This is a genomic window from Micromonospora sp. NPDC049171, assembly GCF_040648275.1.
Classification (GTDB): Bacteria; Actinomycetota; Actinomycetes; order Mycobacteriales; family Micromonosporaceae; genus Micromonospora.
Genome location: NZ_JBEZDJ010000024.1, coordinates 72,060 through 98,786, shown reverse-complemented (window position 1 = coordinate 98,786; position 26,727 = coordinate 72,060). Strand labels below are relative to the sequence as shown.

Genomic DNA, 26,727 nt, shown 5'->3' with positions numbered 1-26,727 from the left:
ACCTCATGATCACCGAGGGCGGGCGGGGAGAGGGCCGGCCGCCCCGCCGCCCCGCCGCCCCGTCAGCGGTGATCATGAGGTTAGCCGCGCGTGTCGTCGGCGTGTCGGGCAATAACCCCATGATCACCGGGAACAGGCCGGCCGGGAACAGGCCGGCCGGGGGCGGGTCGGCCGGGGGCGGGGGTGGGTGGGTCGGCCGAGGGCGGGCGGGGTGGGGGCGGGCGGGGCAGGCTGGGTGGGGGTGGGGTTTTGGGGTTTGCGATCTTTTAGGGTGGGGGCTGTGGCTCGCAGTGTGTATCTGACCAGCGTGGGGTCCGGTGGGGGGAAGTCGACGGTTGCCCTCGGACTGGCGGAGTTGTTGTCCCGTCAGGTGGGGCGGATCGGCGTGTTCCGGCCGTTGGTCTCCGACACCGGGCAGGACCCGATCCTCGCCCTGCTCAGCGAGCGGTACCGGGTTGAGCTGCCGTTGACCGAGCTGGCCGGGGCGACCTACTCCCAGGCTGCGGCGCTTGTCGCCGACGGCCGGCGCGAGGAGCTGATCTCCACGGTCGTCGAGCGGTACCGGGCGGTGGAGCGGCAGTGCCCGGCGGTGGTCGTGGTGGGCAGCGACTTCGACGACCCGGGCGACCCGGCCCACCCTCGGGAGTTGGCCTTCAACGCCCGGCTGGCCACCGAGTTCGGCAGCGTGGTGGTGCCGGTGGTGGACGGCTTCGGTCAGGAGCCGTCGGCGGTGGCGGCGGCTGTGCGCGGGGCGTACCACGATCTGGCCGACCTGGGCGCGACGGTGCTCGCGGTGATCGCCAACCGGGTCACCGAGCCGATGACGCTGCCGGACCTGCCGGTCCCCGCGTACGCCATCCCGGAGGTGCCGAACGTGTCGGCGCCGACGGTGGCCGAGGTGGCGGCGGCGCTCGGCGCCACCCTGCTGGCCGGGGACGACGCGGCGCTCGGTCGGGACGTCCTGGACTTCGTGGTCGGCGCGGCGCATGTGCCGACGCTGCTGGGCCACCTCACCGAGGGCGCCCTGGTGATCACCCCCGGAGACCGGGCCGACCTGCTGGTGGCCGCGAGTGCCGCGCACGTGGCCGGGCAGGTGTCGGTGGCCGGGCTGGTGCTCACCCTGGGCGAACAGCCCGACCCCAGGGTCATGCGGCTGGTGGAGGGCCTGAACACCGGGCTGGCAGTGCTCTCCGTACGTAGCGACAGCTACGACACCGTGGCCGCGTCCAGTCGGATCGAGGGCCGGCCCAGCACGGCGAACCCGCGCAAGGTGGAGGCGGCGCTGGGGGCGTTCGAGCGTTGCGTGGACACCGACGACCTGGCCCGCCGGCTGCGGGTCAGCCGGTCGACGCGGGTGACCCCGCTGATGTTCGAGAACGAACTGATCGACCGGGCCCGGTCGAAGCCGCGGCACCTGGTGCTGCCGGAGGGCGCCGACGAGCGGATCCTGCGCGCGGCCGAGATCCTGCTGCGCCGGGGCGTCGCCGAGTTGACCCTGCTCGGCCGGCCGGACGACATCACCCGACGCACCCGCGAGCTGGGCATCGACCTCGGTGACGCGAACGTCGTCGACCCGGTCACCAGCGAGTGGCGCGACGACTTCGCCGCCGAGTACGCGCGGCTGCGCGCCCACCGGGGTGTCAGCGCCGAGTTGGCGTACGACATCGTGGCCCAGCCCAACTACTTCGGCACGCTGATGGTGGCGACCGGCCGGGCCGACGGCATGGTCTCCGGCGCGACGCACACCACCGCCGCGACGATCCGACCGGCGTTCGAGGTCATCCGTACCGTGCCGAACGTGTCGGTGGCGTCCAGCGTCTTCTTCATGCTGCTCGCCGACCGGGTGCTGGTCTACGGCGACTGCGCGGTCAACCGCGACCCGGACGCCCCCCAGCTCGCCGACATCGCGATCTCGTCGGCCGACACCGCCGCCCGGTTCGGCATCGAACCCCGGGTGGCCATGCTGTCGTACTCCACCGGCAGCTCCGGCGCGGGCGCGGACGTGGAGAAGGTCGCCATGGCCACCGCCCTGGTCCGGGAGCGCCGGCCCGACCTGCTGGTGGAGGGGCCGATCCAGTACGACGCGGCGATCGACCCGGCGGTGGCGGCGACGAAGCTGCCCGGCAGCCCGGTCGCCGGTCAGGCCACCGTCTTCATCTTTCCGGACCTGAACACGGGCAACAACACGTACAAGGCGGTGCAGCGCTCCGCCGGGGCGGTCGCCGTCGGCCCGGTTATGCAGGGCCTACGCCGGCCGGTGAACGACCTGTCCCGCGGCGCGGGAGTGCCGGACATCGTCAACACGGTGGCGATCACCGCCATCCAGGCGGCAACGGAGGAGCCCTCGTGAGTCGGGTGCTGGTGCTGAACTGCGGGTCGTCGTCGGTGAAGTGGCGCCACTACGACGGGGACCGGGTGCTCGACCACGGCACCGTCGAGCGGGTCGGTGAGCCCGGCGGCGGCCCGGCGGACCACGCCGGTGCGGTCCGGCAGATCCTGGACGGTCTGGACCTGACCGGGCTGACCGCGGTGGGGCACCGGGTGGTGCACGGCGGCCGGAGGTTCGCCGCACCGGTGCTCGTCGACGACGAGGTGCTGGCCGCGATCAAGGATCTGGTGCCGCTCGCCCCGCTGCACAACCCGGCGAACCTGGCCGGCATCGAGGTGGCCCGCGCGGCGCTGCCGGACGTCGCGCAGGTCGCCGTCTTCGACACCGCGTTCCACCACACCCTGCCGGAGGCCGCCGCGACGTACGCGATCGACCGGGACACCGCCGAGCGGTACGACATCCGCCGGTACGGCTTCCACGGCACCTCGCACGCGTACGTGTCCCGGCGTACCGCCGAGCTGTTGGGCCGCCCGTACGAGCGGGTCAACACGATCACCCTGCACCTGGGCAACGGGGCCAGCGCGTGCGCGGTGGCGAACGGTCGCAGCGTCGCCACCTCGATGGGCATGTCCCCGTTGCAGGGGCTGGTGATGGGCACCCGCAGCGGCGACGTGGACCCGACCGTGATCTTCCACCTGCGCCGGGAGGGTGGGCTGTCCGTGGACGACATCGACGACCTGCTCAACCACCGCAGCGGCCTGTTGGGGCTGACCGGCGCCAACGACATGCGTGAGGTGCTCGAACGTCGGGCGGCCGGTGACCGGGCGGCGGCACTGGCCTTCGACGTGTACTGCCGGCGGATCACCGAGTACGTCGGGGCGTACTACGCGCTGCTCGGCCACGTCGACGCGATCGCCTTCACCGCCGGGGTCGGCGAGAACGCCGCGCCGGTGCGGGCTGCCGCGCTGACCGGCCTGGGCCGGCTCGGCATCACCGTGGACGACGCCCGTAACGACGGCGCGGGCGACCGGTTGATCTCGCCCGAGGGCGCCGAGGTGAGCGTGTGTGTCATCCGGACCGACGAGGAGCGGGAGATCGCCCGGCAGACCCGGGACGTGGTCGGGGCGGCCTGACGCCACGCAGGCGCGCACCCCCGGGAAGCCCGAGGGTGCGCGTGAGTCGGTGCGACTCGATCAGCCGGTCGCCAGCCAGGCGACGAGTGCCACCAGCACCACGACGACCACTGCCGCACCGATGATGAGCGGCAGGCGGGACGGGGTCTCCGTCGGCGCCGCAGTCTCCGGCGTCTGGTTGAAGGCGCGGAACGCCTCGGTGTTGCCGCTGGGGTCCGTGTAGTTCTCAGGCATGTCGGTGACCCTAGCGAAGCTGGTCACCCGGCATCGCCCCCGGCCCACTGACGCGGACGACCTGGCCCGACCGCGGGCCGGGCCTCGTCGAGCAGGTCCTCGTACACCCCGACCTTGAAGGTGATCAGATCCAGGCTCTGGGCGAGCCTGTCGATCTGGTCCGTGACGCGCCCGTGGTGCTCACGCATGAGCGCGAGTCGTTCCTCCTCGTTGCCCGCGCCCGCACGAACGAGTTCGGTGTAGCGGCGCAGCGCCGGCAGTGGCATGCCGGAGGCGCGGAGGATGACGCAGACGGTCAGCCAGTCCACGTCGTCCTGGCTGTAGAGACGACGTCCGGTGGACCCACGGCGGACCGGGCTGACGAAGATGCCCTCCTGCTCGTAGAAGCGGAGGGTGTGCACGCTCAGACCGGTGCATTCGGCAACCTGTCCGATGCTCAGCGTCTCGGTGACCTCAACCATGCCGAGCAGGGTAACGAGGGTTGACCTAGAGCCGACTCCAGCTCCTACGGTGCCAGGTGATCACTACTGGAGCACCGAGGAGAACATCGACATGCGCTATCGCACTCTCGGCGGCACCGGCATCGAGGTGAGCACCCACTGCCTCGGGACCATGATGTTCGGTGCCGTCGGAAACCCCGACCACGACGACTGCGACCGGATCATCCACACCGCGCTCGACCAGGGCATCAACATGGTCGACACCGCCGACATGTACGGCCGGGGTGAGTCCGAGGAGATCGTCGGCACGGCGCTGCGGGGGCGCCGCGACGACGTCGTACTGGCCACCAAGGTGCACTTTCCGATGGGCGAGGGCCCCAACCAGGGCGGCAACTCGCGGCGGTGGATCCTGAAGGCGGTCGAGGGCAGCCTGCGGCGTCTGAACACCGACTGGATCGACCTCTACCAGATCCACCGTCCCGACCCCGCGACCGACATCGAGGAGACACTCTCGGTGCTCACCGACCTCGTCCGCGACGGAAAGATCCGCGCCTTCGGCTGCTCGACGTTCCCGGCCGAGGAGATCGTCGAGGCGCACCAGGTGTCCGAGCGTCGCGGCCTCGGACGGCTGCGCACCGAGCAGCCGCCGTACTCGATCCTGGCCCGCGGGGTGGAGGCCTCGACCCTCCCGGTCTGCCAGCGCTACGGGATGGGAGTGCTGGTCTGGAGCCCGCTCGCCTTCGGGTTCCTCAGCGGGAGGTACCGCAGGGACCAGCCCGTCGACCTGACGACCGGGCGGGCCGCCCTGCGGCCGGCACAGTTCGACCCCACGATCGCCGAGAACGCCGCCAAGCTCGACGCCGTCGAGCAGCTCGTCGACCTCGCGGCCAGTCTCGGCTGCACGCTTCCGCAGTTGGCCATCGCCTTCACCGTTGCCCACCCGGCCGTCACCTCGGCGATCATCGGACCGCGCACCCTGCCGCAACTGGAGGATCTGCTCACGGGCGCCACGCTCACCCTGGACGACGCGACCCTCGACCGGATCGACGAGATCGTGCCGCCCGGGACGAACAGGTACAACCCCAACGCCGCCTTCCCACTCCGCGCACTGACCGACACCACACGGCGGCGGCGCCCACTCGCCGAACGCGCCGCGGCCTGAGTACGCCCGGTGCCGGCCGTGCGACGTCGGGTGATCGAATGGACACACCGCGCCAGAACGCACCGGGCAGGTCCGGTGGGCGAGGCACAATCGGATTCATGTCCCGTCGCGTCACCCCGGCACTGCTGGCCGGCACCGTGCTGCTGGCCGGTCTCGTCGGCTGCTCCGCGGACGCCCGGAAGACCGAGGACCGGCAGGCACCCGTCGAACGACCGCCCGCCGCCACACCAACTCCGAAGGTTCCCGCTGGCAAGGCCCCGCAACGCAGCTTCGCGGTCGGCGTACGCCAACTGAAGCTGAACCGGGACGGCCGGGCGCTGCCGACGACGCTCTGGTACCCGGCGGCCGGGGAATCCGGCGGCGCGGCCAGACGGTCCGCGACGGCGGCCGAGGGCCGGTTTCCGGTGGTGATGTTCAGCCACGGGCTGGGCGGGCGGCCGGACGACTACGCCACGCTGCTGACCCGGTGGGCGGCGGCGGGTTTCGTGGTGGCCGCGCCGACGTTCCCGCACACCTCTTCCGGCGGCGACAACAACGTCCTCGACGTGCTCAACCAGCCGGCCGACGTGTCGTACGCGCTGGATCAGGTGTTGGCGCTGGACGGCACGGCCGGCGACTCGTTGCGCGGCCGGGTGGACGGCGAGCGGGTCGCCGCGGCCGGGCACTCGGCGGGCGGGGTGACCACCATCGGCCTCTTCACCGCCAGCCGGGACAAGCGGCTGGACGCGGGAGTGGTATTCGCCGGCACGGCCCTCGGCGTGGGCACCGCGTTCGCCGGCGCGTCCGCGCCGCAACTGTTCGTGCACGGCGAGTTGGACGAGGTGGTCGACTACGCGGCGGGCAAGGCGGCGTACGACAAGGTGCCCTGGCCCAAGGCGATGCTGAGCCTGCCCAGGGGCGACCACGGGCGGACGATGCTCAAGGACAAGGCCGCGCTGCGAGTCGTCTCGGACACGACTGTCGAGTTCCTGCGCTGGTCGCTCTACGGCGACCCGGCGGCCAAGAAGCGCATCGCCACCGACGCCACCCGCGGCGACATAGCCACCCTCGACGACCACCTGTAACGCCCGCCCCGCGCCAGCCCCCGGGGGCGGGGGGCTTTAGGCGGTGTGGTCGATGACGACCTTGCCGAAGGCGTCGCCGGAGTGCAGGCGGGCGAAGGCGTTCTCGACCTGGCTGAACGGGACGACGCTGTCCACCACCGGGCGCACCTCGTTCTCGGAGCAGAACGCCAGCAGCTCGTACAACTCGCCCGGCGTACCCATCGAGGTGCCCAGGATCTCCAACTGCATCGCGAAGACCCGACGCAGGTTGACCGTCGGCTCGTGCCCGGCGGTCGCCCCGGAGACCACGATCCGGGCCATCGGCGCGGCCGACTTCAGCGAGTGGTCGAAGGTGGCCGCGCCGACCGTCTCGATCACCACGTCGACCCGTTCCGGCAGCCGGGCACCGGGTTCCACGGCGGTGGCGCCGAGGGCCGAGATCCGGTCCCGCTTGGCGGCGTCGCGGCTGGTCGCGTACACCCGCTTGCCCATCGCGACGGCGAGCGCGACGGCCGCGGTGGCGACGCCACCGCCCGCGCCCTGGACCAGCACGCTGTCGGCGTCCGCGACGCGGCCCTTGGTGGTCAGCATCCGCCAGGCCGTCAGCCAGGCCGTGGGCAGGCACGCCGCGTCGGTCGCCGCCATGCCGTCGGGCAGCGGGATCAGATTCGACCGGGGTACGGCGACCCGCTCGGCGAGCGTCCCGGCGAAGTGCTCGGAGAGGATGGAGACCCCGCGCGGGTCACCCCGAGTGACCACCACCGGGTACACGACCACCGGGCGGCCCTCCGGGTCCAGCCCGACCGCGTCGCAGCCGAGGATCATGGGCAGCTGGGCCTCGGCGAGCCCCACCCCGCGCAGCGACCAGAGGTCGTGGTGGTTGAGCGAGGTGGCTCGCACCTGCACGGTCACCCAGTCGTCGGCCGGCTGGGTCGGCTCGGGCCGCTCACCGACGGTGAGCGCGGCGAGCGGGTCGGCGTCGTCGAAGCGGGAGGCAAAGGCAGCACGCATGATCGGCACGGTAACAAGCTGAGCGCCCGTTAAGAAGCCGTGCGCGTAGGCCGGCGGCGCATGCTGCGCCGGAGCGCCCCCGGCCCACGCGTGCGCACAGACCGGCGGCGCATGCTGCGCCGGAGCGCCCCCGGCCCACGCGTGCGCAGAGGCCGCGCCTAGCGGCGGGCGACGCCGTCGCGGCGGGCGGCTTCGGCGACCGCCTCGGCGACGGCCGGCGCGACGCGCGGGTCCAGCGGCGAGGGAACGATCGCGTCGGCGGTCAGCGACTCGGCCACCACACCGGCGATGGCGTCCGCGGCGGCGACCTTCATCGCCTCGGTGATCCGGGTCGCACCGGCGTCCAGCGCGCCGCGGAACACACCCGGAAAGGCCAACACGTTGTTGATCTGGTTGGGGTAGTCACTGCGCCCGGTGGCGACCACCGCGACGTGCCGGGCGGCCACCTCGGGGTGCACCTCCGGGGTCGGGTTGGCCAGCGCGAACACGATCCCGCCGGGGGCCATCCCGGCCACCGCCGCCTCGGGGATCTGCCCGCCGGAGACCCCGATCAGCACGTCCGCATCGCGCAGCGCCTCGGTGATGTCGCCGTGGCGGCCGTCGGCGTTGGTGTTCGCCGCCAGCTCGGCCTTGGTGCCGGTCAGCTCGGTGCGGTGCCGGCCGATGATCCCCTTGGAGTCGCAGACCACCACCTGGTCGGGGTTGACGCCCCCGGCGATCAGCATCTTCGTCACGGCCACCCCGGCCGCGCCCGCGCCGCTCACCGCCACCCGCAGGTCACCGAGCTTGCGGTCGAGCAGGGTGGCGGCGTTGCGCAGCGCGGCGAGCACCACGATCGCGGTGCCGTGCTGGTCGTCGTGGAAGACCGGGATGTCCAGCGCCTCGTCGAGCCGGCGCTCGATCTCGAAGCAGCGCGGCGCGCTGATGTCCTCCAGGTTGATCCCACCGAACGAGGGGGCCAGCGCCCGGACCACGGCGACGATCTCGTCCGCGTCCTGGGTGTCCAGGCAGACCGGCACGGCGTCCACCCCGCCGAACTGCTTGAACAGCACCGCCTTGCCCTCCATCACCGGCAGCGCGGCGCGCGGGCCGATGTTGCCGAGCCCGAGGACCGCCGAGCCGTCGGTGACCACCGCGACGGTGTGCGACACCCAGGTGTAGTCGTCCACCAGGGCGGGATCGGCGGCGATCGCCTCACACACCCGCGCCACCCCCGGGGTGTACGCCAGGGAGAGATCTTCCCTGCTGGTGAGCGGCACGGTCGAGGTGACGGCCATCTTGCCGCCACGGTGCAGCAGGAAGACGGGATCAGCGGGGTCCATGGTGGACGAAGACATGGTGGTGACTCCAGGATCTGTCGAGCAGACGGAGCGGGCCAGCCGGCCGCGAGGTGGGCGGCGAGCGATGGCGCGCGGTGCAGGGGGTCACCCGGTCACTTCCAAGCATAGTGCCGGCCCTACCCCCCGGGTGTGAGCAGGGTCATATCTAACGACGGCGCACCCGGCCGGGGCGTGGCCAGTAGCGGACCACCACCCGCCCCCGCACGTCCGCCACCCCGTACGCCCGGGAGTCGTCGGTGACCAGGTCGTTGTCCCCGCGCAGCCACCAGCCGCCGTCCTGTTTCCGGACCGCCCGCTTCACCACCAGCAGGTCGGGACGACTCCGGAAGACCGCGACCACCACGTCCCCGGGTCGGATCCGGTGGTCACCGGGGCGGACCAGGACCGAGTCGCCGTGCCGCAGGGTGGGTGCCATGGACGGGCCAACCACCAGAACGGCGGTCACCGGCCCGCGCAGCCGCGCCGCCTCCGCCGGGTGATCGGTGCCCATTGGTTTCACCTCCACCCGGTGAGGGGAGCATCCCCAGGAGTAATGTCGCCTTTGATCATCGCAAACTTCCCATGGAGGATCCCGATGCGATTTCTGCGCATCCTTGCGCCCCGCGTCACCGCGAGCGCTCACTGCGACCTACCGTGCGGCGTCTACGACCCGGCCCAGGCCCGGATCGAGGCCGAATCGGTCAAAATGATCTGCGAGAAGTACCAGGCGAACACCGACCCGGAGTTCCGCACCCGCGCCATCATCATCAAGGAGCAGCGCGCCGAACTGGTCAAGCACCACCTGTGGGTGCTGTGGACCGACTACTTCAAGCCGCCGCACTTCGAGAAGTACCCGAACCTGCACAGCCTGTTCAACGAGGCCACCAAGCTCGCCGGCGCCGGTGGCGTCAAGGGCAGCCTCGACCCGGCCACCGCCGACAAGCTGCTCGCGAAGATCGACGAGATCTCGAAGATCTTCTGGGAGACCAAGAAGGCGTGACCCCATCGGTCACTCCGACGATCCGGCCGGCACGTCCCGAGGACGTGCCGGCCGTCGTCGCCATGGTGCACGAGTTGGCGGAGTACGAGCGGGCCCCCGACCAGTGCCACCTCACCGCGGAGCAGTTGACCTCGGCCCTGTTCCCGGCCGCTCCGGACAGCGGCGCGGCCTCGGACGCGTCCAGCCCCGCGCCGGCTCCGGCGCTCTTCGGTCACGTCGCGGTCGATGAGCAGGACGAGCCGATCGGCTTCGCGTTGTGGTTCCTCAACTTCTCCACCTGGGCCGGCGTGCACGGCATCTACCTGGAGGACCTCTACGTGCGGCCGGCCGCCCGGGGCACCGGGGCGGGTCGGCTGCTGCTCGCCACCCTGGCCGAGATCTGCGTACGACGCGGCTACCGGCGACTGGAGTGGTGGATGATCAACTGGAACCCGGCCGCCGGTTTCTACGCCTCGATCGGCGCGCAGCCGATGAGCGAGTGGGTGCCCTATCGGCTCGGTGGCGACGCGCTGCGCGAACTGGCCGACCATGCCGCCACCGCTGACACGCGCACGGGCGACCGACCGGGTAGAGTCCCCGACCGGGGGGATGAGGCGTGACTCAACTGACTGGCCAGCCAGCGACCGACGACGACGTGGTGCACCTCACGGTGCCTGCCGACGGCGGTTACCTCGGCGTGCTCCGCACCGCCACCGCCGGTCTCGCGGCCCGGTTGCAGTTCGCGCTCGACGAGATCGAGGATCTGCGGATCGCGGTCGACGAGGCGTGCGCGATGCTGCTCGCCATCGCCACCCGCGACGCCGAGTTGGAGTGCCGCTTCGCGGTCACCGAGGACGCGTTGACAGTCGAGGTGACGGTGCCGACCGTGCGCGGAGCCACGCTGCCCGCCGAGTCGTCCTTCGCCTGGAAGGTGCTCACCGCGTTGACCACGTCGGCGTCCGCCACGGCCGTCGACGGTCGGGCCACGATCGCGTTGCTGACCCGCCGCTCCGGCGGCTACTGACCGGCTCGGCGCACGCCGGCCCGACTCAGGCCGCCCGGCGCACGCCGGCCTGGTCACTCGAAGCCGAGCGCCCGGGTCGTCGGTGGGCTGACCAGCAGCCAGCCCACGCCCAGACCGAGCGCCATCAGCGGCACGCCCAGCCAGCCCAGCCCACCCTGGATCATGAACCACCCGATCGGCAGCAGCATCAGCTGAAGCACGATCGCGGGCGCGCGGGCGCCGGCCTTTCGGCGCGACAGCGCCCGGCCCAGCGCCCAGAGCACGACGGCGGCCCCGATGGCGAACGCGGTCACCAGCAACGCCGACGCCAGGTCGGTGGTGGTGGCCGTGAGGTCGGCCCAGACCAGCCATGCCGCGATCAGCCCGACGGCGGCCGCCTCCGCCCACAGCAGCCGCACCGCCCAGCGGAGCGTGACGGGAAACGGGGCCGAGTCGATGGTCACGCGCGCCACGATACCCGGGCTACCGAGAGGTACAGTGCCGCCCATGCGGGCCGTCCTGGTGGTCAATCCAAAGGCCACCACCACCAGCGAACGCAGCCGGGACGTGCTTGTCCGGGCGCTGCGCAGCGAAGTCGACCTCAGCGTGCGCTACACCCGCCGGCGTGGGCACGCCATGGCGTTGGCGCGGGAGGCCGCCGCGGAGGGTGTCGACCTCGTTGTCACCCTCGGTGGCGACGGCACCGTGAACGAGGTGGTGAACGGCCTGATGACGGCCGACCCGCCGTCCCGCGCCGATGACGCGCCGATGGCCGAGCGGCTGCCCGCGCTGGCGACCGTGCCGGGTGGCTCGACGAACGTGTTCGCCCGTGCGCTGGGCCTGCCCCGGGAGTGGCCGGAGGCGACCAGCATGATCCTCGAAGGGTTGCGGCTGGGCCGGAGCCGAACGGTCGGGCTGGGCCGCGCGGACGACCGCTACTTCACCTTCTGCGCCGGGTTCGGCCTGGACGCCGCGGTCATCCACCGGGTGGAGCAGGCCCGGCGGAAGGGTCGGGTGTCCACGCCGACGCTCTATCTGCGTTCGATCATGAACCAGTACTTCCTCGCCTCGGACCGGCGGCACCCGGCGATCACCCTGGAGCGTCCGGGCGAGGCGGCCGAGGCCGAGCTGGCCACCGTCATCATCCAGAACACGGCGCCGTGGACGTACCTGGGCGACCGGGAGGTCAACCCGAACCCGGCCGCGTCGTTCGATCTCGGGCTGGATGTGCTGGCGTTGCGTCAGCTCCGGGTGGCTAGCACAACACGGACAGTGACGCAATTCTTCTCCCGGCAGCCGGATCCGCGCGGTCGGCAGGTGTTACGACTCCATGACACGCCGGAGTTCACCCTGCTCTCCAGCCGTCCGCAGGCGTTTCAGCTGGACGGGGACTATCTCGGCGAGCGGGAGAAAGTCAGATTCACCTCCGTTCCCGCCGCACTGAGAGTAATCTGCTAGGTCTCGGGTACTGCCCTAGGTCGACACGGTGGCCACAACCGCATCGACGGGTCACCGCCACACCGAGGGGCAGGTGCCGGAAATGTCAGCAATGTCACGCGGACTGTACTATATTGATCCTCGACTGTGGCACGGCGGGTAATCGGGAAGGCCCCGAAAACCGGACAAAGGGGCTGTGGGCTTGCTCACCGCCCGGAGTTTTTCCGAGCGTCACCCTTGACATCACGAGCGTTCGTGAAAGTATTCACAAGCGGACTTGAGTTACCGGGACATTGCCTGGATATGCTCGTCAGGTTGAGCTGTTCCAGCAGGTCCCCGGCGCTGAACGCCTGCTCACGCACTGCCGAATGGACGAACGCTAACTGTCACCATCGGCACTGCGGATGCATATAGGAAACGCACGACAAGCAATTGTTCGCCACCCATCCAGAATGAGGAGTGTTGCCGCCATGGACTGGCGTCACCATAGTGTCTGCCGCGACGAGGACCCGGAGCTGTTCTTCCCGATCGGGACGTCTGGACCGGCTCTGCTGCAGGTCGAGCAGGCAAAGGCCGTCTGCAGGCGCTGCTCCGTGACCGACCAGTGCCTGCAGTGGGCGCTCGAGTCAGGTCAGGACGCCGGCGTCTGGGGCGGGATGAGCGAAGAGGAACGGCGGGCCGTCAAGCGGCGCGGCGGCCTCCGCGTGCTGCGCGCTCACTCCGCCTGATCCCCAACGACACCGCTGTACGCCCCGGTGGGTTCGCCCACCGGGGCGTACCGCTGTCCGGTACCGGTTTTCAGCCCGCCGGCGCCATGAGACGGCCGGACGACCCGTCGTCGACCCGGCGCAGCACCATCTCGACCAGCTCCGGCGCGTCGGTCAACGGGGCGGACACCGCCACCGCACCGGCCGCCCGAGCCGCCTCGGTCACCCCGTCGTGGAACAAACCCGGCGCCAGGAAGTACCCGGCCACCGCGACCCGCCGTGCGCCGGCCGCCCGCAGCCGGGACACCGCCACGCCGGCCGCCGGTGGAGCCGCCGAGGCGTACGCCACCCGGCAGGGCACCCCGAACTCCGCGCCGAGCGCGTCCGCGACCTGGCCCACCGAGCGGCGTGCCCGCGCGTCCCTGGTGCCCGCCGCCGCCAACACCAGCGCGTCGAAGCGGCCCGGCCGCGCCTCCGCGAGCCGACGGCGCAGCCCCGCCATCAGCCCCGGGTCGACAGTCCCGTCCGCCGGGCCGAGCACGTCGGTCACGCGTACCGCCAGCGGTGACCCGGCCCGCACCGCCGCGGTGACCGCCGCCGGAATGTCGACCCGATGGTGGTACGCGGCGGTCAGCAGGAGCGGCACCAGGACCGCCCGCGGGTGACCGGCCGCCGCCAGCCCCCGCAGCACCTCGGTCGGCCCCGGCTCGGTGTGGTCCAGCCAGCTCGCCGACACCGGGGTGCCCGGCCGGGCCGCCGACACGGCCCGGGCCAGTGCCCGGGTGGCGTCGGCCGCTCGCGGATCCCGACTGCCGTGTGCGACGAGCACCACCGGGTCCGCCCCGCCGGCCGCCCCTGGGCCGGTCGGGGCCGTCGCCGGCGAGGTCAGACGTGCAGCCCGCACTCGGTCTTCTCGAACATGGCCCACCGGCCGGCGCGCGCGTCCTCGCCGGCCTTGGTCCGCCGGGTGCACGGCCAGCAGCCGATCGACCCGTACCCCTGCTTGAACAGCTCGTTCACCGGCACGTTGAAGCGGGCGATGTAGGCGTCGACATCCTTCTGCGACCACGCCGCGATCGGGTTGACCTTCACCCTGCCGCGCCGCGCGTCGAAGGTCACCACCGGCGTGTTGGCCCGGGTCGGCGACTCGTCCCGGCGCAGGCCCGCCGCCCAGGCGTCGTACCCGGTCAGCGCCCGTTCCAGTGGCTCCACCTTGCGCAGCTGGCAGCAGTCGTCCGGCGACTTGTTGAACAGCCGGGGGCCGTACTGGCCGTCCTGCTGACCGACGGTGAGCCGGGGACGGATCGACCGGACGTTCACCGGGAGCGTCCGGGCCACCTCGTCGCGGACCCGTAGCGTCTCGGGGAAGTGCAGGCCGGTGTCGAGGAAGACCACGTCCACACCCGGGGCCACCCGGGACACCAGGTGGGCCAGCACGGCGTCGGCCATCGAGCTGGTGACGCAGAACCGGTCACCGAAGGTCTGCGCCGCCCAGCGGGCGATCTCCAGCGCCGGGGCGCCCTCCAGGTCGCGAGCCGCCTGCTCGGCCAGCGCCCGCAGCTCGTCCGGGTCGCGGCGGGCCGGGTCGGCCTTCGTCGTCGCACCCGGACCGACCAGGCGCAGGTTGGCTGCGGAGACGAGACTCATCGGGTCACCGCCGCCCGCGAGAGCAGCCCGGTGAACTTCACCGAGAAGACCCGGGTGCAGGCGTGGCACTCCCAGGCGCCGTGCCCCGCCTCGTGCGGCCGCAGGTCTTCCTCGCCGCAGTAGGGGCAGTACAGAGGTGCCGCTCGGTTCTCGCTGCTCACCGCAGTGCCTCCTCGTCGACTCTGATCACCCAGTTGGCGAAGGTCTCGCCCTCGCTCCGGCCGGCCAGGTAGCGGGTGGCCAGCCGTTCCACGTAGTCCGGAAGCTCCTCGGCGGTGGTCTTCAGCCCGCGTAGCTTGCGACCGAAGCCGGCCGTCTGCCCCTGGGCCATGCCCAGCCCGCCGCCGAGATGCACCTGGAAGCCCTCCACCTGCCGGCCGTCGGGACCGACCACCAGCTGCCCCTTGAGCCCGATGTCGGCCACCTGGGTGCGGGCGCAGGCGTTGGGGCAGCCGTTGATGTGGATCGAGATGTCCGCGTCGAAGTCACGCAGCCGCTGCTCCAGCCGGGCCACCAGCTCCTCGCCGCGGGCCTTCGTCTCGACGATTGCCAACTTGCAGTACTCGATGCCGGTGCACGCCATCGTGCCGCGTCGCCACGCTGACGGCCGGGCCTCCAGGCCAATGCCGCGCAGCGCGTCGACAAGCGACTCCGTCCGCTCCGACGGCACGTCGAGCACCAGCAGCTTCTGGTACGGGGTGAGCCGCACCCGGTCGCTGCCGTGCGCCTCGACCACGTCGGCCAGCTGGGCGAGCTGCCCGCCGGAGACCCGTCCCACCACCGGCGCGGCACCGACGTAGTTTCGCCCGTCGGACTGCTCGTGCACGCCCACGTGGTCGACCGGCTTCGACGGCAGGACCGGCGCCGGGCCGTCGAGCAGCGTACGACCGAGGTAGTCCTTCTCCAGGACCTCGCGGAAGCGCTCCACACCCCAGTCGGCCACCAGGAACTTCAGCCGGGCCCGGTTGCGCAGGCGGCGGTAGCCGTAGTCGCGGAAGATGCCGACCACCCCGGCCCACACGTCCGGCACCTCGGCCAGCGGCACCCAGACGCCGAGCCGCTTGGCGAGCATCGGGTTGGTGGACAGACCCCCGCCGACCCAGACGTCGAAGCCGGGCCCGTGCTCCGGGTGGTCGACACCGAGGAAGGCGATGTCGTTCGACTCGTACGGGGTGTCCACCAGCCAGGAGATGGACGTCTTGAACTTGCGGGGCAGGTTGGAGAACTGCTTGTCACCCACGTACCGGGAGACGATCTCGTCGATCGCCGGGGTCGGGTCGAGCAGCTCGTCGCGGGCCACCCCGGCGACCGGGCTGCCCAGCACGATCCGCGGGCAGTCGCCGCACGCCTCGGTGGTCTGTAGGCCGACCGACTCCAACCGGCGCCAGATCTCCGGCATGTCCTCGACCCGAATCCAGTGGTACTGGATGTTCTGCCGGTCGGTGATGTCGGCGGTGTCCCGCCCGAACTCACGCGAGATGTCCGCGATCACCCGCAGCTGAGCCAGGCTGAGCTGACCGCCGTCGATGCGGACCCGGAGCATGAAGAACTCGTCCTCCAGCTCGTGCGGCTCCAGCACGGCGGTGCGCCCGCCGTCGATGCCCGCCTTGCGCTGGGTGTAGAGGCCCCACCAGCGGAACCGCCCGCGCAGATCCTGCGGGTCGATCGAGGCGAAGCCGCCGTGCGCGTAGATGTTCTCGATACGCGCCCGGACGTTGAGCGGGTCGTCGTCCTTCTTGATCCGCTCGTTGGGGTTGAGGGGCTCGCGGTGGCCGAGCGCCCACTGACCCTCACCCCGTGGCCGGCGCGGCGCCCGGGCCGGGCGGGTCGTCGGGTCCTCGGAACGGGCAGGGATGCTGCTGACCGCCATCGCGGCGTCCTCCGTTGTCTGCGGTGCCTCGAAGCAGGCGGGGCGCGACGGCCGGCCCGGCGGAAGCGGGCGGGACAACGGTGTCTGAGACAGCCGGCGCGGAGCGCACCCGAGACAGATTGGTCGGGCGTCGTCAGGAAGCCGGACAGATCGCGCTGCGCACGCGGCCGTAATCGACGTGGCGACGAGCCACGAAGCGGCGGACGACAGCGGCGGTCATGCCGACCATGCTGCCACACGACATGAGGCCCGGCCAATGTCCACGTGCTGGATCCCACATCACGGACCAGGGGTTAGCCGACGAGTTGGTCACCGAGAACAGTTCGGGCATAGCGCACCACTCGCCCCTGTCGTACGCCGACGACCAGGCCGTTGTCGCGCAGTGTGGTGAGGTGGTGCGACGCGGTCGCCGCCGCGAGGCCCAACATCGCGGCCAGCTCGCCGGTGCTCAGCGGTGTGTCGAGCAGGGACAGCGCCGCCGCCCGCGTGCTGCCGAGCAGCGCACCGAGCGCGGCGCTGGGCGGCGGCGAGGCCCACAGCCCGCCCAGACCGGCGGGCGGATAGCAGAGGGCCGGACCGGCGTCCCCTTCCATGATCGCGTGCACCGTCGGCCCGGAGAACGAGGTGGGCAGCAGCGTCCACGGGCGGTCGTCCGGACCGGCCGGCCGGGTGGCGCCGACGGCGACCCGCAGCGCCGCGCCGTCCCAGCGGATCAGCGGGTGCAGCCCGCGGAGCAGGGTGCGCCCGCCCTGTTCCGCGGCGAGGAGCGTCCGCCGCCGGATGTCGGCCAGCGCGAGCGCCCGCAGCCGGGGCCAGTCCGGCGCGATCAGCAGGGAGAAGTACCGGTGTAGCTGCGCCACCAACTCGTCCGGGGCCAGCCGGGGCGCGCCGGCCCGGTCCAGCTGCCGCCGTACCCTCCTCGGGTCGGTGCTCGCGACCGCCCGCAGCTCGGCCGCCAGGTTCGGTGCCACCCCGATCGGGGTGAGGAAGTCCGGCACGTATCCGTTGGACGACCGGAGCACCGCCAGCAGCGGCTCCAGGCCCGCGCCGGGCAGCAGCCGCTCGGCACGCTCCCGCCACGGGCGGTGCATCCAGTACTTCGCCGGCTTGCGCAGCGCCCAGGAACTGGCCACCAGCTCGGCCAGCGGCGAGTGCACGAATCGGACGCGACTCAGGTCGTCGGGCGTGAACCGAACCTCGATCACCGACAGATTCGACCACGTTCGAACGGTTCGGCGACAGCGCGCGCCCGGCCGAGGATCCTGGAATGGAATACAGGCAACTCGGCCGGTCGGGCCTGCGCGTGAGCGCGGTCGCGTACGGCAACTGGGTCACCCACGGCAACCAGCTCGACGACGACGCGGCGGCCGCGTGCGTGGCCGCCGCCCTGGACGCGGGCATCACCACCTTCGACACCGCCGACCGGTACGCCCAGGGGCGGGCCGAGGAGGCGTTGGGCAGGGCACTGAGCGGCGTCCGGCGCAGCTCGATCGAGCTGTGCACGAAGGTGTACCTGCCGGTCGGGCCGGGCGCCAACGACTCCGGGCTGTCCCGCAAGCACATCATCGAGAGCTGCCACGCCTCGCTGGGTCGGCTGGGCACCGACTACGTCGACCTCTACCAGGCACACCGGTACGACGACAGCGTGCCGCTTCAGGAGACGATGCTCGCCTTCGCCGACCTGGTCCGCCAGGGCAAGGTGCTCTACGTCGGCGCCTCCGAGTGGACCGCCGCGCAGCTGCGTGCGGGCCTGCGGCTCGCCGCCGACCTGCACGTCCCGTTCATCGCCAACCAGCCGCAGTACTCGATGCTGTGGCGGGTGCCAGAGGCCGAGGTGGTGCCCACCAGCGCCGAACTCGGGTTGGGTCTGCTCGCCTGGGCGCCGCTCGCCATGGGGGTGCTGACCGGCAAGTACGAGCCCGGCCAGCGCCCGCCCGCCGGTTCCCGGGCCACCGACGGCTTCGGCGGGTCGTTCATCGCCCGTTACTCCTCGGATCTGCTGCTCTCCCGGGTCCGCCAGCTCCGGCCGATCGCCGATGCCGCCGGCTGCACGATGGCCCAGTTGGCGGTGGCCTGGGTGTTGCACCGGCCGACAGTGGCCAGCGCGATCGTCGGCGCGTCCCGACCCGCGCAGCTCGCCGAGACGGCCGCCGCCACCGCGGTCCGGCTGGACGACGAGCTGATGGCGCGCATCGATACCGTGCTCGGCGACCTCGTCGAGCGTGATCCGGCGAAGACCGCCCGGCCGAACGACGTGCCGCCCGCCTGGCGCCCACCACCTGCGGCCGGCTGACGCCCACGAACGGCACGGTCGTGGCAGGCTCGAACCGTGGGCAGATTGTCCGAGTCGACCGGGGCGACGTGGGAGCACCTGCGCCGCGTACCGGTCTGGCTCGCCCCGGCGCTGCTGACCCTGGCGGTGACCGTGACCGGGTTGGGCTCCGCCCAGCTCTGGCGGGACGAGTTGGCGACCTGGAGCGCGGCCAGCCGATCGCCCGCGGATCTGGCCCGGCTGGCCGGCACCATCGACGCCGCCACCGGGCCGTACTACCTGCTGATGCACGGCTGGACCGCGCTCGTCGGCGACTCCACGATCGCCCTGCGCGTACCGGCCGTGCTGGCGATGACCGTGGCGGCCGGGTTGCTCGCCGTGCTCGGCGCGCGGCTCGTCGACCGGCGCACCGGCCTGTTCGCCGGGCTGCTGTTCGCGGTCCTGCCCGGCACGTCCCGCTACGGGCAGGAGGCCCGCCCGTACGCGCTGGCCACCATGCTCGCGGTGCTCGCCACCCTGCTGCTGGTGGCCGCACTGCGCCGGCCGGGTTGGGCCCGCTGGGCCGGGTACGCCGCCGCCGTCGCCGCTCTCGGACTCATCCACCTGATCGCGCTCACCCTGCTCGCCGCGCACGGCCTGGTCGTCCTGCTCGCCTGGTGGCGCGGCCCGGCCACGGCCGGCGTAGCCAGCCGGGACCAGGATGACGCCGCGCGGGACCGGCGGGTGTGGCGGTGGGTGGTCTCCGTGGTGCCGGTCGCGCTGCTGGTCGCCCCCCTGCTGCTCAAGGCCCGCGCGCAGCGGTCCCGGCAGCTCAACTGGGTCCACCTGGTCCGCCTGGACGACCTGACCGCGCTGCCCGGCGGGGTGGCACAGAGCAGCGTGGTGGGCGGCCTGCTGGTCGGGGTCGCCACGCTGGGTGCGGCCCGGCTCGGGCGGCGTGCCGTGCTGCCGGTGAGCGCGGTGCTGCTGCCCGTGCTGCTGCTCTTCGCCGCCGGCGAGGTCGTACCGCTGTGGGTGCCCCGGTACCTGGTCTTCGTGGTGCCCTTCGCCTGCCTGCTGGCGGGTGCGGCGGTGGCCGCGGTATCCGTGCCGGCCGGGCTCGCCGTGGTGGTGCTGGCCGGGCTGCTCGGCCTTCCCGACCAGGCGGCGCTGCGGCGCACCCACGAGTGGCCGCGCAGCGCGCCGGTGGACTACGCGGGTGCGGCCCGGGTGATCGGCGACGGCCAGCGGCCGGGCGACGCGGTGGTCTACTCCCCCCGGCAGAGCTGGCTCTTTCTCGATCTCGGCATCGAATACCACCTCGACGACCCACCGCGCGACGTGCTGGTCACCGAGGACGAGGTCCGCCGGGGCGACCTGTGGGCCGCCGAGTGCCCCCAACCGGCGCAGTGCCTGGCCGGTACGACGCGGGTCTGGCTCGTTGTGTCCGGTCGGCACGCCGAGCCGCTGTCCGCCGTGACCGGCCCCAAGGGCGAGGCCCTGCGGGCGGACTTCACCGTCGCCCAGGTCTGGCCGCGCCCCGGCCTCACCGTCGCCCTGCTGACCAGCCGCCCCGACCGCTGACCCGACCAACACCGGGCAGGCCGACTCCCGGCCCACCCGCCTCGATCAGTGTGATGCCGGTGAGTCATCTTGATGACTCACCGGCATCAGGCTCATTCTGGTGCCCGCCCCCTCAGGCGGTCTCCCGCCCGGCACAGGACGGACCCGCCCGGCAGGAGGCGGCTCAGCCCGGTGCGCGGCCGTCGTGGGCGTTGCGGGCCAGCGGGACGACCAGCACGGCCTCGGTGCCACCGGTGGCGCCGGCACGCAACTCGATGGTGCCGCGCAGTTCCCCGGTGACCAGGGCCCGGACGATCTGGAGACCGAGCCGGCTGCCACGTTCGGCGTCGAAGTCCGGTGGCAGCCCACGCCCGTTGTCGGTCACCGAGACGTGCAGCATCTTGCGGAACCGGTGCGCCGACACCACCACCTCCGGCCGGTCCGACGGGTCGACCTCGGCAACGGCGACCGGCACCATGCCCGAGGCGGCGGGTGTCAGAGCGTCCTCCGCCTCGTCGGCCGGCGGGAAGCCGTGCTCGACGGCGTTGAGCAGCAACTCGTTGAGGACCATCACCAGGGAGGTGGCGATCTCCGCCGGCAACACACCGAAGCTGCCCCGCCGCCGCATGCCGACGCTCACCTCGGTCGCCGCGACCTCGGTCGCCGCGCTGGCCACCCGGTCGACGATGCCGTCGAACTCGACCGCCTCGTCACTGGACATGGAGAGCGTCTCGTGCACCAGGGCGATCGAGGCGACCCGGCGGACCGACTCCTCCAGCGCGACGCGGGCCTCCGGCATGGACACCCGGCGGGCCTGCAACCGCAGCAGCGCGGCGACGGTCTGGAGGTTGTTCTTCACCCGGTGGTGGATCTCCCGGATCGTGGCGTCCTTGGTGATCAGCGCTCGATCCCGGCGGCGAACCTCGGTGATGTCGCGGACCAGCACCAGCGCGCCGATCGGCACCCCGGCGGGCATCAGCGGCAGCGCCCGGGTGAGCATCGTGGCGCCGCGTGCGTCGATCTCCCGTCGGGGCGGCGCCTCACCGCGCAGCGCGGCCAGGATGCCGTTCGCCGCCTCGGTGCCGTCCAGCGGATCGCCGGCGAGCCGGCGGTGCAGCGCGGCCAGATCCTCGCCCACCAGGTGCGAGGCGTAGCCCAGTCGGCGGTACGCGGACTGCGCGTTCGGGCTGGCGTAGGTGACCTTGCCGCCGGCGTCGAGCCGGACCAGGCCGTCGCCGACCCGGGGCGCCGACGTGGTCTCGCCCGGGTGCCGCGGTGGCGGGAACGTGCCGTCCGCGATCATCTGCGCCAGGTCGTCGGCGGTGGTCAGGTAGTTGAGTTCCAGCTGGCTGGGTGTACGGGCGGTGGAGAGGTTGGTGTCCCGACCCACCACGGCGATCACCTCGCCGGCCTCACCCTCGGCGGTCCGCAGCCGGACCGGGATCGCCTCGTGCCGGGCCGGCACGTCGCCATACCAGACCGGGTCGCCCTCCCGCCAGATCCGGCCCTGGGAGTACGCCACCCCCAGGTGGGCCACCTCCGGCCCGCCGACGATCCGCCCCACCTGGTCATCCTGGTAGGCGGTCGGTGCGGTGGTCGGGCGGACCTGGGCGACGCACAGGAAGGTGCCGTCGGCGTCGACCGGCACCCAGAGCAGCAGGTCAGCGAAGGAGAGATCGCCGAGCAGTTGCCAGTCGCCGGCGATGCGGTGCAGGTGATCGATGTCGGCCGGACGGAGATGGGTGTGCTCCTCGGCGAGGTCGCGCAGCGTGGACACGGTGACCAGGGTGCCACGCCGCGCCGGGCCTCACATCGTCGCGGTGACCTTCTTCAAGCCGCGCGGCGCGTCCGGGTCCTCACCCCGGGTGAGCGCCAGGGCCAGCGCCAACCGCTGCAACGGCAGGATGTCCAACAGTGGCGCGTACCGTTCGTCGACCTCGGGGACGGCCAGCCGGGTGGCACCGGGCACGTCGGCCGAGCCGACCACCACGACGTCGGCGCGGCGCTCGCCGAGGCGGGGCAGCACCTCACCCATCGAGCGGCCACCGGGCCCGGAGCCGACCACGGCGAGCACCGGGACCTCCGGGTCGGTCATCGCGAGCGGGCCGTGCAGCAGGTCGGCGCCGGAGAAGGCGAGCGCCGGCAGGTACGAGGTCTCCATCAGCTTCAGCGCGGCCTCCCGGGCGGTCGGGTAGGCGTACCCCCGACCGGTGGTGACCAGTTGGCGGGCGAACCGGTAGCGCGGCGCGAGCCGAGCCGGCGTGTCGTCGGCGAGGGTGCGGGCGGCCAGCTCGGGCAGCGCGTCGAGCGCCTCCCGTTCGGCCGCGGGGAGCACGCCGTCACCGGCCCGGATCCCCTCCACAAGCATCAGCAGGGCGAGCAGCTCGGCGGTGTAGGTCTTGGTGGCGGCCACGGCCCGCTCGTGCCCGGCGGCGATGTCGACGCTCAGCTCGGCCACGTCCGCCAGCGGCGAGTCTGGCGCGTTGGTCACCGCGAGGGTCAGCGCCCCGGTGGCGCGGGCGGCGCGCAACACCTCGGCCAGGTCGGGCGAGCCGCCACTCTGGCTGACCCCCACGACGAGCGCGTCGGACAGGTCGGGCCGGGCCCCGAACAGGGTGACCGAGCTGGGCGAGGCGAGCCCGGCGGGCAGGCCGAGCCGGATCTCGGTCAGGTACGCCCCGTAGAGCGCCGCGTGGTCGGAGGTGCCCCGGGCGGTGAAGACCACGTGTCGGGGGCGACGTTCGGCGATGACCGCCGCCACCCGCGCGATCTCGGCGGCGTTGGCGGTCGAGAGCAGGCGGGCGTAGCCAGCGGGCTGCTCGTCGATGTCGGCGGCCATGCCGGCCCCTGCACGTGTCACGGAAACCCCTCCCCTGCGCGGTTGCCGCGCGATTCTTGCTCAGTCTTGCACGTTTAACGGTATCTCAGTAATCGAACGAGCAGGAGTGCGCAGATGATCACCAGTTGATCTCAATATCAACTAAGCTTGGCGTGTTGCACCCAGCCCCGCGACGAGAGGACGACGTGCCCGAGGGAACGGACGACCCCGCGCTCTCCGTGACGGAGGAGCTGGCGCTGGCCCGGCTGGCACTCGACGAGGGTGACCTGCACCATGCCGCCGGCCACCTCGCCGGCGCGCTGGCGCGGGCCCCCACCCTCCCGGAGGTGCACGAGACGCTGACCCGGCTCGCCGCGGCGAGCGGCGGTGGCCTCGACCTCTTCCCGATCAACCACCACACCTTCGTGGGCGCGGTCGTCGCCCGCGCCCATCTGCTCGCCACCGCCGGCCGTCCCGCCGAAGGGCTGGAGCTGCTGGCCGCGGCGACCACGTACGCGCCCGGCACCGAGTGGGCCGGAGTGCCCTGGGTCACCGCCCCCGAGCTGGCCGAACGGCTGAACCCGGAGCACATCGCCCGCGTCCTCATGCAGGTCTGCGCCGCGCTACCCGACCCGGTGCCGCGGGTCGACCGGGGCGCCCTCACGCCGTACCTCACATTGGCCCGCAACGCGGTCACCGTTCACCCCGAGCACGGCCTGCTGCTCGGTGCGGCGTCCGCACTGGCCCGGCGTCTCGGCGAAGCCACGCTGGCCGTGCGCTGGGCCACCCGAGGGGTACGCGCACAACCCTCGAAGATGGGCGAGGTCTGGCTCGGGTACGCGTACCGCAGCGCCGGCCGGACCCGCGACGGCCTGGCCGCCCTCGGTCGGGCCGTCGAGCTGGACCCCGACGACCTGGCGATCTACGCGGACATCGCCGGCACCCTGGCCGACATCGGCCGCCTCGACGAGGCACTGGAGTGGACCGAGCGGGCGCTGGCGCGCGACCCGTCGTTCGACTGCGCGGTGCACACCGCCCACCGTCTGCGGCACCTGCGCGACGGCGACCTGGCCCACCTGGTCGCGCTCGCCGACTTCGTACGCGACCACCCCGACGACAGCCACGAACATGGTGACCTGGCCCAGTGCTGTCGAGGCCGGCCGTGGCTCGGCCAACTGACCCCGGCCGGCGGCCCACTCGTCGACGCCATGCGTCAGGCGGTGGCCGATGACGACAACGGTTCCGGCAACGCCGTACGCCTGGCCGCCGCGGCCCCGCCCAGCGCCGTCCGGACGGCGACGTCCACCGCCCCCGGGCTGCGGATCGACGTCGTGGGTACGCCCGATCCGGACCCGCGCGAGCCCCGGCGGGCGTCCGCCCAGCGGTTGTGGCACTACGCGGAGAACGTTCCCACGCCCGCGCTGCCGGCGCCCTCGGCGACAGCTGTCGAACGGATCGGCCAGCTCGCCCACCCGGCGTGGCCGCACCCACCGGCGGCGTACGACGCGGCGGTGGGTCTCGCCGGCCTCGACGTGACGGACCTGCTCGGCCTGCTGGTGCACCCGCCGGCGGCGCCGGCCAACGCGGTGGGTCGACTGCTGGCCGCCCACGACCCGTCGATCTGGGTCCGTGGCGTGCAGGTCTGGGCCTGCCTGGGGCTGCTGCACCACCGCACCGACGAGCCGTGGGAGGGGTCGACCCGACGCCGCGTACTGCTCGACCTGATCTGGGACGTCGAGGACTGGGTCACCGAGGCGGCGTTGTTCGCCCTGGTCACGGCCGCCTGGGTGGACCCCTCGGTGCGGTCGGACGTGGCGCGGGTGGTGGCGGAGCGGCTCGCCGACGCGGCCGACGTCGCGCGGGCCCGACCGGTCCCGATCGCCGCCTCGCTGGCCCACCTGGCGCTCGCCGTCCCGGAGCTGGACAAGGCCACCGCGGCGCTGGCCACCCAATTGCTCGGCACGCGATCCCCCAACCTCCCCCGCCCCCGCAATCCCTTCCGCCGCCTCTGGCAACGCCTGACCCGCCGCGACTGAACGCGCCGCGCCGCCCCCGAGGGGGACGACGCGGCGCGTCGGCACAGTTGTGGGTCAGGCGACCGGGGCCGCCTTGCCGAGGGCGACCTCGGCGTCCTCCTCCGGAGTGGCCTGCGGCGGCGCCTCGTTGGCGGTGCGCAGCGGGATCTCCTTGATGAACCAGGCGAGCACCGGGATCGCGATGGTGAACACCACCGCCCACAGGAACACGTGCGAGATCGCGTCGGAGAGACCGCCGAGCACCAGCTCACGCGCCTGGGCCGGCAGCTGCTTGAGCTTCTCCAGGTCCATGCTGCCGCCGGACTCGCCACCGAAGGCCGCGCCCGCGGCGGAGTCGGCCAGCCGGTTGGCGAAGATCGCGCCGAACAGCGAGATGCCGAACGAGCCGCCGATCGACCGGAAGAACGTCGCCGCGCCGCTCGCCGCGCCGAGGTCCTTCTGCTCGACGCTGTTCTGCGCGATCAGCATCGACGTCTGCATCAGGAAGCCCATGCCGACGCCGAGCACGACCATGTACAGCGAGGACATCAGCTTGCTGGTGTCGGTGTCGAGCATGGACAGCAGCGCCATGCCCGCGGTCATCACGACGCCACCGATGATCGGGTACGCCCGGTACCTGCCGTTCTTGGTGATCGCCCGGCCGATGACAAGCGAGACGACGAGCATGCCGAACATCAGGGGCAACAGCAGCAGACCACTGTTGGTCGCCGACGCTCCCTGGACGGTCTGCTGGTAGAGCGGCAGGAAGTTCATCGCGCCGAACATCGCGAAGCCGAGCAGGAAACCGATCACCGAGATCAGCGCGAAGTTGCGGTTGGCGAAGAGCGCCAACGGGAGGATCGGCTCCTGGACGCGGCGTTCCACCAGGCCGAACGCCACCAACGTGAGCACGCCCAGCACGGCCAGGCCGAGGATCTGCGGCGAGGTCCAGTCGTACTCGTTGCCGCCCCAGGTGGTGATGAGCACGATCGCGGTGATGCCGACCGACAGCAGCCCGGCGCCGAGCCAGTCGATCCGGTGCTCGGTGCGGTACTTCGGCAGGTGCATCGTGGTGATCAGAACGAGCAGCGCGATCCCACCCAGCGGCAGGTTCACGTAGAACGCCCACCGCCAGGACAGGTGGTCGGTGATGAAGCCACCGGCCAGCGGGCCGGCGACCATGGCGATGGCCATGATGCCGGCGATCATGCCCTGGTAGCGCCCACGCTCGCGGGGCGGGACCAGGTCACCGATGATCGCCATCACGCCGACCATGAGCCCACCGGCGCCGAGGCCCTGCACGGCACGGAAGGCGATGAGCTGGACCATGCCGTCCTCCGGGCCGCCGAGCATCCCGGAGCCGGCCATGCCGCAGAGGGCGGAACCGACGAGGAAGGTGACCACCGAGGTCAGGAAGACCGACTTGCGGCCGTACAGGTCACCGAGCTTGCCCCAGATCGGGGTCGAGACGGTGGTGCCCAGGACGTACGCGGTAACCACCCAGGTGAAGTGGTTGAGGCCGCCGAACTCGCCGACGATCCGCGGCAGCGCGGTGCTGACGATCATGTTGTCGAGCATCGCGAGCATCATCGCGATCATCAGCCCGAACAGCACGACCCGGATGTTGTTGGGTCGCACGCCGGTCTGGGTTGCCTGAGTCATGGGTAAGCTCCCCCTGAGAATTGCCATACTTACTTGCCGCCCGGCTAGTCACCTTACTAGCCGCACGGTAAGTTGGGTAGGAAGCAACGGTCAAGTCAATTGGA

General features: G+C 72.3%; 26 protein-coding genes. 12 read left to right on the top strand and 14 right to left on the bottom strand.

Annotated elements, in window-relative coordinates; all coding sequences use genetic code 11:
* The first annotated feature begins 271 nt into the window (after positions 1-271).
* Entirely contained in the window at positions 272-2,350 is a 2,079-nt protein-coding gene (pta, locus tag AB0B14_RS27275; protein WP_357524873.1) for a phosphate acetyltransferase, read from the top strand.
* The gene (locus AB0B14_RS27270; RefSeq protein WP_357524871.1) at positions 2,347-3,462 is read left to right on the top strand and encodes an acetate kinase; all 1,116 of its coding nucleotides are present in this window, start codon (positions 2,347-2,349) and stop codon (positions 3,460-3,462) included. The genes pta and AB0B14_RS27270 overlap by 4 nt, the downstream gene beginning before the upstream one ends.
* Positions 3,463-3,522: 60 nt before the next feature.
* Here AB0B14_RS27270 and AB0B14_RS27265 read toward each other — a convergent pair whose 3' ends face one another.
* Positions 3,523-3,696, bottom strand: coding sequence for a hypothetical protein (locus AB0B14_RS27265; RefSeq protein WP_357066716.1), 174 nt, complete (start codon positions 3,694-3,696; stop codon positions 3,523-3,525).
* A 23-nt stretch (positions 3,697-3,719) separates the two neighbouring features.
* Positions 3,720-4,157, bottom strand: a complete 438-nt coding sequence (locus AB0B14_RS27260) for a MerR family transcriptional regulator (RefSeq protein WP_357524869.1) — start codon at positions 4,155-4,157, stop codon at positions 3,720-3,722.
* Positions 4,158-4,206: 49 nt separating this feature from the next.
* On the opposite strand from AB0B14_RS27260, the gene AB0B14_RS27255 reads away from it, so the two are divergent.
* Entirely contained in the window at positions 4,207-5,298 is a 1,092-nt protein-coding gene (locus AB0B14_RS27255) for an aldo/keto reductase (protein ID WP_357524867.1), read from the top strand.
* Between the two features lie 98 nt (positions 5,299-5,396).
* Positions 5,397-6,362, top strand: coding sequence for a chlorophyllase (locus AB0B14_RS27250; RefSeq protein WP_357524865.1), 966 nt, complete (start codon positions 5,397-5,399; stop codon positions 6,360-6,362).
* A 36-nt stretch (positions 6,363-6,398) separates the two neighbouring features.
* On the opposite strand, the gene AB0B14_RS27245 is transcribed toward AB0B14_RS27250, so the two are convergent.
* From AB0B14_RS27245 to AB0B14_RS27235, 3 genes are all read right to left on the bottom strand, one after another.
* Positions 6,399-7,361, bottom strand: coding sequence for a zinc-binding dehydrogenase (locus tag AB0B14_RS27245; protein ID WP_357066708.1), 963 nt, complete (start codon positions 7,359-7,361; stop codon positions 6,399-6,401).
* A gap of 149 nt (positions 7,362-7,510) precedes the next feature.
* Positions 7,511-8,689, bottom strand: a complete 1,179-nt coding sequence (locus tag AB0B14_RS27240; RefSeq protein WP_357066706.1) for an NADP-dependent malic enzyme — start codon at positions 8,687-8,689, stop codon at positions 7,511-7,513.
* Between the two features lie 148 nt (positions 8,690-8,837).
* On the bottom strand, positions 8,838-9,182 hold the full coding sequence (locus tag AB0B14_RS27235; protein ID WP_357066704.1) for a S24 family peptidase: 345 nt from the start codon (positions 9,180-9,182) through the stop codon (positions 8,838-8,840).
* 84 nt (positions 9,183-9,266) lie between these two features.
* Between AB0B14_RS27235 and sodN the strand changes: the two genes are divergently transcribed.
* Genes sodN through AB0B14_RS27220 form a run of 3 tightly spaced genes read left to right on the top strand, consistent with a single transcriptional unit; the run spans position 9,267 to position 10,674 of the window.
* On the top strand, positions 9,267-9,671 hold the full coding sequence (gene sodN, locus AB0B14_RS27230; RefSeq protein ID WP_357066702.1) for a superoxide dismutase, Ni: 405 nt from the start codon (positions 9,267-9,269) through the stop codon (positions 9,669-9,671).
* Positions 9,668-10,270 (top strand): GNAT family N-acetyltransferase, encoded by a 603-nt coding sequence (locus tag AB0B14_RS27225; RefSeq protein ID WP_357066700.1) that lies wholly within the window; start codon positions 9,668-9,670, stop codon positions 10,268-10,270. The genes sodN and AB0B14_RS27225 overlap by 4 nt, the downstream gene beginning before the upstream one ends.
* Positions 10,267-10,674, top strand: coding sequence for an ATP-binding protein (locus tag AB0B14_RS27220; protein ID WP_355031264.1), 408 nt, complete (start codon positions 10,267-10,269; stop codon positions 10,672-10,674). The genes AB0B14_RS27225 and AB0B14_RS27220 overlap by 4 nt, the downstream gene beginning before the upstream one ends.
* Before the next feature lie 53 nt (positions 10,675-10,727).
* Here AB0B14_RS27220 and AB0B14_RS27215 read toward each other — a convergent pair whose 3' ends face one another.
* Positions 10,728-11,162 (bottom strand): hypothetical protein, encoded by a 435-nt coding sequence (locus AB0B14_RS27215; protein WP_357066697.1) that lies wholly within the window; start codon positions 11,160-11,162, stop codon positions 10,728-10,730.
* On the opposite strand from AB0B14_RS27215, the gene AB0B14_RS27210 reads away from it, so the two are divergent.
* Both AB0B14_RS27210 and AB0B14_RS27205 read left to right on the top strand, forming a co-directional pair.
* Positions 11,161-12,111 (top strand): diacylglycerol kinase family protein, encoded by a 951-nt coding sequence (locus AB0B14_RS27210; protein WP_357066695.1) that lies wholly within the window; start codon positions 11,161-11,163, stop codon positions 12,109-12,111. The genes AB0B14_RS27215 and AB0B14_RS27210 overlap by 2 nt on opposite strands.
* Before the next feature lie 449 nt (positions 12,112-12,560).
* Entirely contained in the window at positions 12,561-12,818 is a 258-nt protein-coding gene (locus AB0B14_RS27205; protein WP_088950012.1) for a WhiB family transcriptional regulator, read from the top strand.
* A gap of 70 nt (positions 12,819-12,888) precedes the next feature.
* Here AB0B14_RS27205 and AB0B14_RS27200 read toward each other — a convergent pair whose 3' ends face one another.
* From AB0B14_RS27200 to AB0B14_RS27180, 5 genes are all read right to left on the bottom strand, one after another.
* Entirely contained in the window at positions 12,889-13,686 is a 798-nt protein-coding gene (locus tag AB0B14_RS27200; protein WP_357067199.1) for a CbiX/SirB N-terminal domain-containing protein, read from the bottom strand.
* The gene (locus AB0B14_RS27195; protein ID WP_357066693.1) at positions 13,683-14,444 is read right to left on the bottom strand and encodes a phosphoadenylyl-sulfate reductase; all 762 of its coding nucleotides are present in this window, start codon (positions 14,442-14,444) and stop codon (positions 13,683-13,685) included. The genes AB0B14_RS27200 and AB0B14_RS27195 overlap by 4 nt, the downstream gene beginning before the upstream one ends.
* Entirely contained in the window at positions 14,441-14,605 is a 165-nt protein-coding gene (locus tag AB0B14_RS27190) for a hypothetical protein (RefSeq protein WP_357066691.1), read from the bottom strand. The genes AB0B14_RS27195 and AB0B14_RS27190 overlap by 4 nt, the downstream gene beginning before the upstream one ends.
* Positions 14,602-16,314: a nitrite/sulfite reductase gene (locus AB0B14_RS27185; RefSeq protein WP_357066689.1), complete on the bottom strand. Its 1,713-nt coding sequence runs from the start codon at positions 16,312-16,314 to the stop codon at positions 14,602-14,604. The genes AB0B14_RS27190 and AB0B14_RS27185 overlap by 4 nt, the downstream gene beginning before the upstream one ends.
* 293 nt (positions 16,315-16,607) lie before the next feature.
* Positions 16,608-17,519 (bottom strand): ArsR family transcriptional regulator, encoded by a 912-nt coding sequence (locus AB0B14_RS27180; protein ID WP_357524863.1) that lies wholly within the window; start codon positions 17,517-17,519, stop codon positions 16,608-16,610.
* Positions 17,520-17,581: 62 nt separating this feature from the next.
* Here AB0B14_RS27180 and AB0B14_RS27175 point away from each other — a divergent pair, with 62 nt between their 5' ends.
* Positions 17,582-18,607, top strand: coding sequence for an aldo/keto reductase family protein (locus AB0B14_RS27175; RefSeq protein ID WP_357066685.1), 1,026 nt, complete (start codon positions 17,582-17,584; stop codon positions 18,605-18,607).
* A 36-nt stretch (positions 18,608-18,643) separates the two neighbouring features.
* Entirely contained in the window at positions 18,644-20,149 is a 1,506-nt protein-coding gene (locus AB0B14_RS27170) for a glycosyltransferase family 39 protein (protein WP_357524861.1), read from the top strand.
* 163 nt (positions 20,150-20,312) lie between these two features.
* Here the strand turns inward: AB0B14_RS27170 and AB0B14_RS27165 are convergent, their stop codons facing one another.
* Entirely contained in the window at positions 20,313-21,905 is a 1,593-nt protein-coding gene (locus AB0B14_RS27165; RefSeq protein WP_357524859.1) for a histidine kinase N-terminal domain-containing protein, read from the bottom strand.
* A gap of 30 nt (positions 21,906-21,935) precedes the next feature.
* Positions 21,936-22,967 (bottom strand): SIS domain-containing protein, encoded by a 1,032-nt coding sequence (locus AB0B14_RS27160; protein WP_357067197.1) that lies wholly within the window; start codon positions 22,965-22,967, stop codon positions 21,936-21,938.
* 185 nt (positions 22,968-23,152) lie between these two features.
* Between AB0B14_RS27160 and AB0B14_RS27155 the strand changes: the two genes are divergently transcribed.
* The gene (locus tag AB0B14_RS27155) at positions 23,153-24,982 is read left to right on the top strand and encodes a tetratricopeptide repeat protein (RefSeq protein ID WP_357524857.1); all 1,830 of its coding nucleotides are present in this window, start codon (positions 23,153-23,155) and stop codon (positions 24,980-24,982) included.
* 54 nt (positions 24,983-25,036) lie between these two features.
* On the opposite strand, the gene AB0B14_RS27150 is transcribed toward AB0B14_RS27155, so the two are convergent.
* On the bottom strand, positions 25,037-26,623 hold the full coding sequence (locus tag AB0B14_RS27150) for an MDR family MFS transporter (protein WP_357524855.1): 1,587 nt from the start codon (positions 26,621-26,623) through the stop codon (positions 25,037-25,039).
* Between the last annotated feature and the right edge of the window lie 104 nt (positions 26,624-26,727).

Excerpts from the sequence above, each read along its gene's own strand:
- AB0B14_RS27150 (WP_357524855.1), bottom strand. The coding sequence starts at position 26,623 with ATGACTCAGGCAACCCAGACCGGCGTGCGACCCAACAACATCCGGGTC.
- AB0B14_RS27195 (WP_357066693.1), bottom strand. The coding sequence starts at position 14,444 with ATGAGTCTCGTCTCCGCAGCCAACCTGCGCCTGGTCGGTCCGGGTGCG.
- AB0B14_RS27265 (WP_357066716.1), bottom strand. The coding sequence starts at position 3,696 with ATGCCTGAGAACTACACGGACCCCAGCGGCAACACCGAGGCGTTCCGC.
- AB0B14_RS27215 (WP_357066697.1), bottom strand. The coding sequence starts at position 11,162 with ATGGGCGGCACTGTACCTCTCGGTAGCCCGGGTATCGTGGCGCGCGTG.
- AB0B14_RS27185 (WP_357066689.1), bottom strand. The coding sequence starts at position 16,314 with ATGGCGGTCAGCAGCATCCCTGCCCGTTCCGAGGACCCGACGACCCGC.
- AB0B14_RS27205 (WP_088950012.1), top strand. The coding sequence starts at position 12,561 with ATGGACTGGCGTCACCATAGTGTCTGCCGCGACGAGGACCCGGAGCTG.
- AB0B14_RS27210 (WP_357066695.1), top strand. The coding sequence starts at position 11,161 with ATGCGGGCCGTCCTGGTGGTCAATCCAAAGGCCACCACCACCAGCGAA.
- sodN (WP_357066702.1), top strand. The coding sequence starts at position 9,267 with ATGCGATTTCTGCGCATCCTTGCGCCCCGCGTCACCGCGAGCGCTCAC.
- AB0B14_RS27235 (WP_357066704.1), bottom strand. The coding sequence starts at position 9,182 with ATGGGCACCGATCACCCGGCGGAGGCGGCGCGGCTGCGCGGGCCGGTG.
- AB0B14_RS27160 (WP_357067197.1), bottom strand. The coding sequence starts at position 22,967 with ATGGCCGCCGACATCGACGAGCAGCCCGCTGGCTACGCCCGCCTGCTC.
- AB0B14_RS27240 (WP_357066706.1), bottom strand. The coding sequence starts at position 8,689 with ATGTCTTCGTCCACCATGGACCCCGCTGATCCCGTCTTCCTGCTGCAC.
- AB0B14_RS27175 (WP_357066685.1), top strand. The coding sequence starts at position 17,582 with ATGGAATACAGGCAACTCGGCCGGTCGGGCCTGCGCGTGAGCGCGGTC.
- AB0B14_RS27250 (WP_357524865.1), top strand. The coding sequence starts at position 5,397 with ATGTCCCGTCGCGTCACCCCGGCACTGCTGGCCGGCACCGTGCTGCTG.
- AB0B14_RS27260 (WP_357524869.1), bottom strand. The coding sequence starts at position 4,157 with ATGGTTGAGGTCACCGAGACGCTGAGCATCGGACAGGTTGCCGAATGC.